The sequence below is a fragment of the Bacillus sp. SRB_8 genome (assembly GCF_003264205.1).
In the GTDB taxonomy this organism is placed as follows: Bacteria; Bacillota; Bacilli; order Bacillales; family Bacillaceae_G; genus Bacillus_A; species Bacillus_A mycoides.
On sequence record NZ_NADT01000018.1, the window covers coordinates 490,611 to 502,974 of the forward strand.

A 12,364-nucleotide genomic window follows, 5' to 3' on the forward strand; every position below is an offset into this window, starting at 1 on the left:
TTCCTAGCAAAGGAGTGAAGGATATGAAGAGATTAGGTGTACTCTTATTCGTGCTTGTCCTCGGTTATATATTTTATTACGACATAAAAATCGGTACTTTACCGATGTTAAGTTCATACAAAAAAACATCTGCTGCCCAAACGATAAAAAAAGAAAATACAGATACAAAACAAAATAAAGAGAAAGAAACAGAAAAAGAAACGGATACAGCTTATAAAGCAATCGAAGTAAAAACTGGCGATACAGTTCTTTCTATTACAGAAGCGATTAATAAGAAAAAAATCCCTTCTATTGAAAAAGTAATTGATGATTTTAAGCAATTAAATAAAAATACATCTGCTACAAAAATCCAAGTTGGAAAGTCTTATAAATTCCCCTTATATCAATAAGCAATCACTTAATCCTTGTCAATTACATAAAGGCGCTGATACAATAGTAAAAGTGAAACCGAGTACTTTGGTTTCTATAGCCCTTTCTCACACATACTATCATTGATGTAAGGGACTAAAATAAGAAACTTCTTTTATAAGGAGAGCGATCAATTCGTGAATGAAATGACTCAACGCACAAAAACACGTCCAGTTAAAGTCGGTAATTTAACAATTGGCGGTAACAATGAATTAATTATACAAAGTATGACGACAACAAAAACGCATGATGTTGAGGCTACAGTTGCTGAAATTAAACGTTTAGAAGAAGCTGGCTGTCAAGTTGTTCGTGTTGCTGTTCCAGACGAACGCGCAGCAAATGCTATTGCTGATATTAAAAAACAAATCAACATTCCACTTGTTGCTGATATTCATTTTGATTACCGCCTTGCTTTAAAAGCAATCGAAGGCGGCATTGATAAAGTACGTATCAATCCAGGTAACATTGGACGTCGCCATAAAGTAGAAGCTGTTGTAAATGCAGCGAAAGAGCGTGGCATTCCAATCCGTATTGGTGTAAATGCCGGCTCATTAGAACGTCATATTTTAGAAAAGTATGGATATCCAACTGCTGATGGTATGGTCGAGAGCGCACTGCACCATATTAAAATTTTAGAGGACTTAGATTTCCACGATATTATCGTATCAATGAAAGCCTCTGATGTTAACTTAGCAATTGAAGCATACGAAAAAGCTGCTCGCGCTTTTGATTATCCATTACATTTAGGTATTACAGAATCAGGAACATTGTTTGCTGGGACTGTAAAAAGCGCCGCCGGTCTTGGAGCAATTTTAAGTAAAGGCATCGGAAATACACTTCGTATCTCTTTAAGCGCTGATCCAGTTGAAGAAGTAAAAGTTGCACGTGAACTATTAAAATCATTCGGTCTTGCATCTAATGCCGCAACACTTATTTCTTGTCCAACTTGTGGTCGTATTGAAATCGACCTAATTAGCATTGCTAATGAAGTCGAAGAATACATCTCCACACTTAAAGTTCCAATTAAGGTTGCAGTACTCGGCTGTGCCGTAAACGGTCCTGGTGAAGCTCGTGAAGCTGACATCGGTATTGCCGGTGCACGCGGAGAAGGTTTATTATTCCGTAAAGGGCAAGTCGTTCGTAAAGTACCAGAAGAAACAATGGTAGAAGAACTGAAAAAAGAAATTGATGTAATCGCTGCTGAAATGGCTGCCGAACGAGAAAAAGAAAAAGAAAAACAAGAACAATAAAAAGAAGGTTGCCACAATTTTTGTGAGCAACCTTTTTTTACATTCAAATTAAAAACTCGTCAGTTATATAACTGACGAGCCCTCTCATTTTGCACATTTTGGACAACGACCATATATTTCAAACTTATGCCCCGTTACCTCATAACCTTTAAAATCTTTATTCATAAAATCCATCGGGCAGGAATTAATCTCTTTTGTACCACCACAATCTAAACAAATGAAATGATGATGATGTTCCATAATGGAGCATGTAAAACGGAAATGCTTTTCACCATTTAATTCCGTTTGCTCTAAAACACCGACTTCAGCAAAAACCGTTAAGTTACGATAAATCGTATCAAAACTAAGTCCTGGATAATCACCCTTCATATGCTCTAAAACATCTTTCGCAGTTAAATAACGATTATGAGCTGCGAATAATCTCAGCATTTCTTCCCTTTTCCCTGTATGTTTGTATCCCTTTTCCTTCATTAGGCGTAAAGCTTCTGTTAGATTCATACCTATCCCTACTTTATGCAGTTTTTTTCTTTTTCCATAAAATTGCACCAATTAAAATAAGAACCGCTATCATAACAATTGTACCACCTGGAGCTAAATCAAGTTGATACGAAGCAAACATTCCACCAATTACTGCAATTTCACCAAATAAAATGGAAAAGAAAATTGTTTGTTTAAATCCTTTTGCAATACGAATACTTGCTGCAACTGGTAACGTCATTAAAGATGATACGAGAAGAACACCTACAACACGCATTGATACCGCAATTACAAGAGCAACTAATATAATGAAGATAAAGTGAATCCACTTTGCACTTAAACCGGTTGATACAGCGTATTCCTCATCAAATGATAGTAAAAACAACTCTTTGTATAATAAAACAATCGTCGCAATAACAACAATTGCTACTATACCAATAATAATTAAATCCGCACTTGTTACAGCACTTACACTACCAAATAAATAACTAAATAAATCCGTATTGAATCCATTAGCAAGTGAGATGAAGATAACTCCAATCCCCATCCCTGCTGAAAGTATAATCGGGATTGCTAACTCTTGATAATGTTTATATACAGTACGTAATTTTTCAATTAGCAATGCTCCACCGATTGAAAAAAACATCCCCATATATAAAGGGTTTAAAAACCCACCGGTAAAGATTGTCTTTTCAAGTAATAAACTCGCTGCAATTCCTGATAACGTCACATGACTTAATGCATCCGCAATAAGCGACATGCGGCGAATTACAACGAACACGCCGATAAGTGGTGCGACAAGCCCTATTAAAATACCAGCGTATAAGGAATTACGTAAAAAATCATATTGTAAAAAATCCTGTATCATTATATCCTCCCGTGATGCCCATGTTCATGTTCTAAGCGATGAACATGATGTCCATATAAAATCGACATTTCTGCATCTTCTAACTCTCGGAATTTCTCTACATTCCCATGGAAATGTAAATGCTGATTCAAACATGCAACATGCGTCACCTTCTCTGTTACAGCACCCATATCGTGCGTAACAAGAATTAACGTAATTCCCAATCTTTTGTTTAAATCCTCTAGTATCTCATAAAAACTTGCCACATTCTTCACATCAATCCCAACAGTAGGCTCGTCCAAAATAAGCAATTCCGGATCACTTACAAGTGCACGAGCAATAAATACACGCTGTTGTTGTCCACCAGAAAGTTCTCCAATGTTGCGATCTCGAAATTCGCTCATACCTACATCAGCAATCGCTTTTTCTACTTTCGCATTATCGTCTTTCGTAAAAAAGCGAAAAAGCCCTTTTTTCGAAACGAGCCCCATTGAAACAACCTCGAAAACAGTTGCCGGGAAACCTGAGTTAAAGCTACTTGCCTTTTGGGATACATAACCAACTTTATTCCACTCTTTAAATTTCTTACTATCAATGCCAAACAATCTAATACTTCCTTGCTTTGGTTTTAAAACACCCAATAAGCATTTAAGTAAAGTCGATTTCCCTGAACCATTCGGTCCAACTAAACCTAAAAAAGCTCCCTTCGGAACTTGCAAATTAATATCTTCTAACACGTTGCGATCTTCATACCGAAACGTTAATCCTTCTATTTCCAATATATTATTCATAGCATCTCACCTATTTTAATTCAGAATGATTCCGATTTATCTCTATTTGAATTATAGTACAGCTTATTATAGTTGTAAACCAATCTGCCTAAAATATATTCTTTATTTCAAGAAACCTTATTATTATAACAAAAAGCAGAGAATAATTCTCTGCTTTCAAAAGATATTACAATTAACTTTTTAGTGAATTGCTGATTTAAACTTACCACCATTTGTCTCTTGTGTATTCATAATCGTAACAAATGCGTTTTCATCAATTTCATGCACAATTGATTTTAACTTCGTCACTTCCAGACGTGTTACAACTGCATAAATAACTTCTTTTTCTTTATCTGTATAGCCACCTTTAGCAACAAGTTTTGTTGTTCCACGACCAAGGCGGTGTAAAATCGCATTTGATACTTCCTCATATTGATCCGATACTATTAAAACTGCTTTCGTTTCGTCTAATCCTTGAATTACCGTATCAATTGTTTTGAATGCGATATAGTACGTCATAACAGAATACATCGCTTGTTCAACACCAAAAACAAATGCTGCCCATGCAAAAATGAATAAGTTCACAAACATTACGAATTCACCAACAGAAAACGGTAATTTCTTCGTTAATAGAATTCCCATAATCTCGGTCCCGTCTAATGATCCACCATGACGAATAACAAGTCCTACACCAATCCCTAAAATAAGACCGCCGAAAACTGTTGCTAAAATCGGCTCTGTTGTAAATGGCGGGATAGCATGCAACGTTGATTCAATAAATGCTAAAGCTACAATTCCAAATGCTGAAGATAACATGAATGTTTTTCCAATTTGCTTATACCCGGAGTACATAAAAGGAATGTTGAGGATAACAACTAAAGTAGAAAAGCTTAACCACCAAATATTAGGAGTAAGATAATCTAATATAAGAGAAATACCAATAATTCCACCATCAATAATTTTATTTGGCATTAAAAACAGTTCAATCGCTACCGCCGCACACGCTGCCCCAAAGACAATCATAACTAAACGATATACAAGATGAATAACACTTTCTTTTCGATGTTGCTTTTTTTCCATAAGTCCTCCTTATACTCTTTATCTATAGTTTTGTTCTTATATTATAACATAAGCTTCTTTTCCCCATTGAAAAAATGCACCTTGATACGAATATGTACAAGCTATGCTTACATATATTTCGATAGAAGAACGTGTGAAGGAGGACAACACGATGAACCTCATTAAACAAATTGTGAACAAAAAATTAAATCATATTTCTACAAAAGAACTATTGAAATATAGTAAAGAATACGAAGTTCCAATCACAACTGCACAAGCTGATAAAATCGTTTTACTTATGAAAGGGAAAAACATTAACATTTACGATAATACCGAGCGACTAGATTTGTTAAAACAAATCGCTAAAGTAACTACTCCTGCCACTGCCCAACAAGTAAATATTTTATTTCAGCAGCTATTAAAATAAGGAGGGGAAAATCCCCTCCTTATTGCTCTTTAATTTTTTCAAGAATTCCTTCATCAAAAGTACCATTTTTCAGCATTTCGATTTCTAATTTATATGGTGGCTTCTTATCTTTTTTATCTTCACCTACATACGGCGTTTCAAGAATTTTTGGTACGTGCGTAAGTTGTGGGTGATGCACAATGTGATGCAATGCCTTATAGCCAATATGACCAAAACCAATATTTTCATGACGGTCTTTTCCAGCTCCGCGTACATTTTTGCTATCGTTAATATGAAGTACTTGTAAACGATTTATCCCAACAATTTTATCAAATTCGTTTAACACACCGTCAAAATCATTTACAAGGTCATAACCTGCATCATGCGTATGACACGTATCAAAACATACAGATAGTTTTTCATTATATTTCACACCATCAATAATTTTCGCAATTTCTTCAAAGCTACGACCGCATTCCGTTCCCTTTCCTGCCATCGTTTCTAACGCAATGTTAACCGTCTGCTCTGGCGTTAATACTTCATTAAGCCCTTTAATAATTTGTTGAATACCAGCATCTGCTCCTGCACCAACGTGCGCACCTGGGTGAAGAACGATTTGTTTCGCTACACCTAATGCCGATGTTCTTTCAATTTCCATGCGAAGGAAGTCTACACCTAATTGGAATGTTTCTGGCTTCGTCGTATTCCCAAGATTAATAATGTATGGCGCATGTACGATAATTTCTTCAATACCGTTTAGTTCCATATGTTTTCTTCCTGCTTCTATGTTCAATTCTTCAATTGGTTTTCTTCGTGTATTTTGCGGTGCACCTGTATAAATCATAAACGTCGTTGCACCGTATGAAACAGCCTCTTCACTTGCTGCTAATAACATTTTCTTACCACTCATAGAAACATGAGATCCAATCTTTAACATACAATCACCTCTTCAATATACAATAGATATAATGATAGCATAATTTGTAGAAATATGTAGCGAATTGTTTGTTCACACAAAAGGCACTACATAAATTAAACGGACTATTCAAACAATCTGAACTCTATACTTAAATTAACCCAATAAAGCGAAACTTTAGTCAACGTTTTTTCTACCCCTCACTAATTATTAGTCTACATTAATCGACTTTCTCTCAAGCAGTGAGATAAAAAAAAATAAGGGAAATCCCTTATCTTTTTTTATTGCTATATTTTTTCTTCACTTTGTCACGTTCTGTTGCAAGTTTTCGTTTATAGTTTGGTTTTACTTTTTTCGGCTTCTTAACAACTTTTGTTGCCATAACATCTAGTCCATCACTTGGTTTTTTACGGCTCTTACGACGACGACGGTCACCTAAATCCGCCCATTCATCTCCGCGTAAATCTACATGTTTAAACTCGATATGACGTTGTTTTTCCAAACTATCTAACGCTTCTTCATTTGCTGGATCATAAATCGTCACTGCAATACCCGAATGACCCGCACGTGCAGTTCTTCCAACACGGTGAACGAAGAAATCTAAATCTGGTGGAAGTTCATAGTTAATAACATGGCTAATTCCTTCAATATCAATACCGCGTGCCGCCAAATCTGTTGCGACAATGTATTGGAACTCTAAATCACGAACTTGTTTCATCATTTTTCTACGATCACGTGGTGATAAATCACCGTGTATACGCCCTACTTTTAATCCACGTTCTGCTAATCCATCGGCTACTTCGTCAGCCTTCTTCTTTGTGTTTGTAAAGACAATTGCTAAATATGGTTTAAATTGAAGTAGCATATTTTTCACTAATTCAGTTTTATTACGGTGTCTTGAAGGCACAAGGTAATGATCAATATTTCCTGCTGCAACTTGCTTCGGATTAATATGAATATGTTCTGGATTCTCCATATATTTCTTCAAAAATGGTTTTAATTTTTGAGGAATTGTTGCAGAGAAAACTAACATTTGCAGATTTTTAGGCATACGTGCCGCAATTTTATCTACATCTTGAATGAATCCCATATCAAGCATTAAGTCCGCTTCATCGACAATAATAGTATCCGCTTTATAAACAAATAGCGCCTTTTCTTCTACTAAATCTTTAATACGTCCTGGCGTTCCAACTACAATATGAGGTTGTTTTTTCAACTTTTCAATTGATCGTTGTTTATCAGTTCCACCAATTAAACAGCGTGCTGTAATCATTTGATCTTCTGCACAGAACTTTGTTAGTTTCACAATTTCTTCGTAAATTTGTTGTGCTAACTCACGAGTAGGCGCTGTAATAACAAGTTGTACCTCTTCACGACTTGCATCAATTCTGTTTAATGTAGGAAGTAAGTATGCATGTGTTTTCCCAGAACCAGTTTGGGATTGTCCAATTATACTCACACCTTTTTTCACGACCGGGAAAATTTTCTTTTGAATTCCTGTTGGCTCTGTAAAGCGTAGTTCACGAACTGCATCTATTAAAAATGGTTTAAAATCATACTGTGTAAAAGTTTGTAGTGTCATAAGTTACACCTTCTTTCTAAAATTTCTACTGCGCACAAATCAGTCAAGTCTACATTATATCGAAATCTACAAGTAAAATCCATCTTTAGTTTAGGTTTTTATCTCAAAAACTAACCTTCTTTCCTTCCATTGCATATTGTATGTGTATATACCTAACTGAAGAAAGGAGGATTTCCCACATGTTTCCGAAATCCCCTATAAGACAAATGTATCCGAATCGAGGACAACAATCTTACACACCATATCCGATTCCACAACTACCACCGATGGCTCAAAAAAAGAAAGGTTTCCTTGCTAAACTCTTTAAAAAACACGATCCAACCGAACCTTTCATGCAAATGGTCCCTCCTTATCGACAAATGGAAGGGCCACCGATGATGCACCAACAACCGCCGCCCCAATATCAACAGCAACATCCATACCAACAACAATATACACAACAATATCAGCAATACATGCAGCAATATCCAGAGCAGATGATACCACCTCAAATGTATGAATCAAATGATACACGTGGTGCTGCGTCAGCTACAACTGCAGCGGCATCTAGCAGCGGCATCGGTAGTTTTTTTTCAAATTTAATTTCGAACCCAACTAATATGATAAATAATATCGAAAAAGTATCTCAAGTCGTGCAATCTGTCGGTCCTGTTGTCGAACAGTACGGTCCCATTATGCGTAGTCTACCAAGCATTGTTAAAATCCTCACCTCTGGAAAAAGTACGGAAGAAAATCAAACTGAAGATGCAACAGAACAGGTTGAGGTAGCAACTCCACCTCCTCCACCTCCAAAAAGGAAACGAAAAAAAATAGTGCTTGAACCGGTAATAGAAAAAGAGGTTCCGAAAGAACCCGTTCAACAATCAGCAACAAAACCAAAGCTATATGTGTAACAATCCTTTGTTTTCTATCCACTCCTCCTTTATAATGTAATGGACTATGCACAAAAGTATCCCTTGTTTAGAAGGAGAGGATTACTCACATGAAGATTGTTAAAATTTCCCCTCGTGGTTATTGCTACGGTGTTGTTGACGCAATGGTTATTGCACGTAACGCCGCATTAGATAAATCATTACCGAGACCCATTTATATTTTAGGTATGATTGTTCACAATAAGCATGTCACAGATGCTTTCGAAGAGGATGGCATCATTACATTAGACGGTCCAAGTCGATTAGAAATTTTAGATAAAATCGATTCTGGTACTGTTATTTTCACTGCACACGGTGTTTCTCCAGAAGTTAAACAACGTGCAAAAGAAAAAGGTTTAACGACAATTGATGCAACTTGTCCAGATGTTACAAAAACACATGACCTTATCGAAGCAAAGAAAGCTGAAGGATACCATGTCATTTATATCGGCAAAAAAAATCATCCAGAACCAGAAGGCGCAGTTGGTATCGCACCTGATATCGTTCATCTTATCGAAAAAGCTGATGATTTAAAAACACTAGAAATTCCAACGGATAAAATTTTAGTTACGAATCAAACAACAATGAGTCAATGGGATGTTCAACATTTAATGGAGGACATTCAGAAAAAATTCCCAACAGCAGAATTCCACAAGGAAATTTGTTTAGCAACTCAAGTTCGCCAAGAAGCTGTCGCTAAACAAGCTGATGTTGCAGATTTAACAATTGTTGTCGGTGATCCGAAAAGTAACAACTCAAACCGTTTAGCACAAGTATCACAAGAAATCGCTGGTACGACAGCATACCGCGTTGCAGACGTAAGTGAAATCCAATTAGAATGGCTACAAGGTGTAGAAAACGTAGCTGTTACAGCAGGTGCTTCTACTCCAACGCCAATTACAAAAGAAGTTATTGCTTTCTTAGATCAATATGACCCAATGAATCCAGCTACATGGGACAGAATTCGAAAAGTACCACTTCAAAAGATACTACCTCGTGTAAAAGTGAAAAAAGAACAATAATAAAAACCGTTGCCTACATGAGCAACGGTTTTTATTTTTCTTATACAAATGTGAATGGATCTGTATGTAACTGCGAAGCGTGAATGTGTACATTGAATTTCTTCACATCTACTTTTTCTTGCAATTGTTTTTGTACACCTTGCTTCATTACTTTTTCAACGTTATGTCCTGGATCGACTATATTTAAACCAATCATCATCGCATCGTGAGCAACATGATAATACATATCACCTGTTACATATACATCTGCTCCTTTAAATTTCGCTTGGTTTATATATTTATTACCGTCACCACCAAGTACAGCTACTTTACGCACCTTATCATCTAACTTTCCAACAACTCTTGCACCCTTTACATGTAATGATTGTTTCACATGTAAAGCAAACTGCTCAAGCGTCATTTCTTCTTGTAAATACCCTATTTTACCAAGACCTAATGTTTCACCTTTATTATCAAGCGGATATACATCATATGCCACTTCTTCATATGGATGGGCTGCCAACATCGCTTTAATAACTTTTCTTTGTAATGAAGCTGGAATAATCGTTTCGACACGTATCTCTTCCACACGTTCTAACTGCCCAGTTTCCCCGATATAAGGATTTGTCCCTTCTCGAGGGATAAACGTACCTACCCCTTCGCTACCGAACGTACAGTGGCTATAATTACCGATATGACCTGCATCCGCATCTCCAAGAGCTTTGCGCACTTCTTCTGCATGGGTTACTGGAACAAATACAACAATTTTTTTCATTTCTTCTGCATATGTAGGAGCTAATACTTCTGTATTTTGTAACCCTAACGCATCGGCAAGTAAATCATTTACCCCACCCTTAGCAATATCTACATTTGTATGCGCCGCATAAACCGCAATATCATTTTTAATACACGTTTCAATAATTCTTCCGTACGCCTTATCTGTATGAATCGCTTTTAATGGATTAAAGATTAAAGGATGATGCGCTATAATGATATTCGCTCCTAATTGGATCGCCTCGTCCACAACTTCCTCAGTTACATCTAACGCGATTAATACGTGCTGGACAGGTTTATTAAGCGCTCCAATCTGTAAGCCAATCTTATCCCCTTCCATCGCTAAATGCTTCGGATACATACCTTCAAACAAAGAAATAATTTCATGACCATTCGGAATTTTACTCATGATAAAACCTCTCCTATCATTTTCATTTTCGCTTCTACTTCTGCACGCTTCGCTTTTGTCTCTTCAGACTCTGCTGCACGTTCTAACTGTTTTAAAATATTTTGGAAGTTTTTCAATTCCCCTTCCCACTTTTCAATAAAAGCTTCACTTTTTTCTTTTATTAAAAATGGACCCATAAACAGTTCAGCTTGTTTATTTTCAGAGTAAGGTACCGCTGTATCTCCTCGCTCTCCGACTAAAATCTCGTAAATCTTTCCGTCTTCTATTACAATTTTCTCACCGATAAGCTCCCATCCATTTTCAATAAACCATTCACGAATATGGTGTGCTGCAATATTCGGCTGTAAGATTAAACGTGTTACACCTTCTAATTTTTCTTTACCACTTTCTAAAATGTCACGAATTAACGCTCCACCCATACCAGCAATCGTAATAACATCTACTTCTCCTGGCACTATAACAGCTAATCCATTCCCTTTACGAACGTCTACTTTATCTTGTAAGCCACTTTCAGCTACAGTTGCTTGTGCAGAGCGAAACGGTCCATCTACAACCTCTCCTGCAACTGCTTTTGTAGCAATATTATTTATAATTGTATAACACGGTAAATACGCATGATCCGATCCAATATCAGCTACTGTAGAGCCTACCGGAATCTCCCTCACAACTTCTTCTAATCGTTTCGAAAGCTTTACTTCATTCATGTATTTCCATTACTCCTTCTCTTCTCAGTCTGTCTCCATGATAATGAATTTATAGTAGTTGTTGCAAGTCCATAACAACACTTCAATTCTCTATTACTAATCGTATTTTAGAAAGTATAGAAAAACAAGCCTTTTGCACAAAAGCAAAAGGCTTGTAATATGAAACTTTATTTTTTCTTCGATAACCAATCAGCTACTTTTGCCGCTTGATCAGCTGGAACTATATTTGGTGGCATATTTCCTTTTCCTTTTGAAAGAACTTCTTTAATTTCATCTTTCGAAAGTTTCCCACCAATTTTTTGTAAATTAGGTCCCACTGCCCCTTGTAACTGATCACCGTGACAGCTCGTACAGCTTTGCTTTACAATATCCTCTGGCTTTGATGCTGTTTGCGCTGGTTTCCCACCATTTTTTGCATCAGCTAACTCTTTAGATTTATTTAGCCCCTGAAATGAAAATACAAACATAACGATAATACCTAATGCTGCAATAAGAGCGAACGGAATCAACGGATTACGTTTCATATCTCTTCTCCCCCCTCTATACCGCTAAATAGTTAGATGATTCAGTCATTTATATTGTACTTGAAAACGCCCTATCAGAAAAGAGCAAACTACTACTTGTTAAAAATATTCCGTAAATTCATTTTATTGATTTTCACTATTATATCGCATATTATTTCGATAATTACTAACGTTTCTCATCATATTTTTTACTTTTCTACATATTATTTTGTATATAATAAACAAAATAAATCGAAAAATCGAAAAATGAGCATTTGCAAATCAAAAGACAATTCTGTAAAATAAATTACAAGAAATTGTAATCGTTGCCGATAGCTAAACTTTAA

The 12,364-nt window shown here is 36.2% G+C and carries 14 protein-coding genes; 5 read left to right on the top strand and 9 right to left on the bottom strand.

Annotation, left to right across the window (positions count from 1 at the left end; translation table 11 throughout):
• Window positions 1-23: 23 nt before the first annotated feature.
• Both B5P40_RS32760 and ispG read left to right on the top strand, forming a co-directional pair.
• Window positions 24-389, top strand: a complete 366-nt coding sequence (locus B5P40_RS32760) for a hypothetical protein (RefSeq protein WP_002129120.1) — start codon at window positions 24-26, stop codon at window positions 387-389.
• Window positions 390-554: 165 nt separating this feature from the next.
• Window positions 555-1,658 carry a flavodoxin-dependent (E)-4-hydroxy-3-methylbut-2-enyl-diphosphate synthase gene (gene ispG / locus B5P40_RS12680; RefSeq protein ID WP_161793976.1) on the top strand — a complete coding sequence of 368 codons (1,104 nt, stop codon included), beginning with the start codon at window positions 555-557 and terminating at the stop codon, window positions 1,656-1,658.
• A gap of 84 nt (window positions 1,659-1,742) precedes the next feature.
• Here ispG and B5P40_RS12685 read toward each other — a convergent pair whose 3' ends face one another.
• The 4 genes from B5P40_RS12685 to B5P40_RS12700 form a co-directional block, all read right to left on the bottom strand.
• The gene (locus B5P40_RS12685) at window positions 1,743-2,156 is read right to left on the bottom strand and encodes a Fur family transcriptional regulator (RefSeq protein WP_002015164.1); all 414 of its coding nucleotides are present in this window, start codon (window positions 2,154-2,156) and stop codon (window positions 1,743-1,745) included.
• Window positions 2,157-2,169: 13 nt separating this feature from the next.
• A complete protein-coding gene (locus B5P40_RS12690) occupies window positions 2,170-3,003 on the bottom strand; it encodes a metal ABC transporter permease (RefSeq protein WP_002015165.1) in 834 nt (277 codons plus the stop codon).
• Entirely contained in the window at window positions 3,003-3,773 is a 771-nt protein-coding gene (locus B5P40_RS12695; protein WP_113709295.1) for a metal ABC transporter ATP-binding protein, read from the bottom strand. The genes B5P40_RS12690 and B5P40_RS12695 overlap by 1 nt, the downstream gene beginning before the upstream one ends.
• Before the next feature lie 180 nt (window positions 3,774-3,953).
• On the bottom strand, window positions 3,954-4,832 hold the full coding sequence (locus B5P40_RS12700; protein WP_002015168.1) for a YitT family protein: 879 nt from the start codon (window positions 4,830-4,832) through the stop codon (window positions 3,954-3,956).
• A 151-nt stretch (window positions 4,833-4,983) separates the two neighbouring features.
• Here B5P40_RS12700 and B5P40_RS12705 point away from each other — a divergent pair, with 151 nt between their 5' ends.
• Window positions 4,984-5,238: a DUF2624 domain-containing protein gene (locus B5P40_RS12705; protein WP_002088657.1), complete on the top strand. Its 255-nt coding sequence runs from the start codon at window positions 4,984-4,986 to the stop codon at window positions 5,236-5,238.
• A gap of 19 nt (window positions 5,239-5,257) precedes the next feature.
• Here B5P40_RS12705 and B5P40_RS12710 read toward each other — a convergent pair whose 3' ends face one another.
• A complete protein-coding gene (locus B5P40_RS12710) occupies window positions 5,258-6,154 on the bottom strand; it encodes a deoxyribonuclease IV (RefSeq protein ID WP_002167660.1) in 897 nt (298 codons plus the stop codon).
• Between the two features lie 250 nt (window positions 6,155-6,404).
• Window positions 6,405-7,715, bottom strand: a complete 1,311-nt coding sequence (locus B5P40_RS12715) for a DEAD/DEAH box helicase (protein ID WP_002015172.1) — start codon at window positions 7,713-7,715, stop codon at window positions 6,405-6,407.
• 179 nt (window positions 7,716-7,894) lie between these two features.
• Here B5P40_RS12715 and vrrA point away from each other — a divergent pair, with 179 nt between their 5' ends.
• Window positions 7,895-8,608 (top strand): VrrA/YqfQ family protein, encoded by a 714-nt coding sequence (vrrA, locus tag B5P40_RS12720; protein ID WP_113709296.1) that lies wholly within the window; start codon window positions 7,895-7,897, stop codon window positions 8,606-8,608.
• Between the two features lie 89 nt (window positions 8,609-8,697).
• The gene (locus B5P40_RS12725; RefSeq protein WP_002015175.1) at window positions 8,698-9,648 is read left to right on the top strand and encodes a 4-hydroxy-3-methylbut-2-enyl diphosphate reductase; all 951 of its coding nucleotides are present in this window, start codon (window positions 8,698-8,700) and stop codon (window positions 9,646-9,648) included.
• Window positions 9,649-9,688: 40 nt separating this feature from the next.
• Here the strand turns inward: B5P40_RS12725 and B5P40_RS12730 are convergent, their stop codons facing one another.
• From B5P40_RS12730 to cccA, 3 genes are all read right to left on the bottom strand, one after another.
• Complete coding sequence (locus B5P40_RS12730) at window positions 9,689-10,810, bottom strand: Nif3-like dinuclear metal center hexameric protein (RefSeq protein ID WP_060749595.1); 1,122 nt, start codon at window positions 10,808-10,810, stop codon at window positions 9,689-9,691.
• Window positions 10,807-11,514 (bottom strand): tRNA (adenine(22)-N(1))-methyltransferase, encoded by a 708-nt coding sequence (locus tag B5P40_RS12735; RefSeq protein WP_016120816.1) that lies wholly within the window; start codon window positions 11,512-11,514, stop codon window positions 10,807-10,809. Before B5P40_RS12735 ends, B5P40_RS12730 begins: the two co-directional genes overlap by 4 nt.
• 167 nt (window positions 11,515-11,681) lie before the next feature.
• The gene (cccA, locus tag B5P40_RS12740) at window positions 11,682-12,038 is read right to left on the bottom strand and encodes a cytochrome c550 (RefSeq protein ID WP_002111879.1); all 357 of its coding nucleotides are present in this window, start codon (window positions 12,036-12,038) and stop codon (window positions 11,682-11,684) included.
• Window positions 12,039-12,364 lie beyond the last annotated feature (326 nt).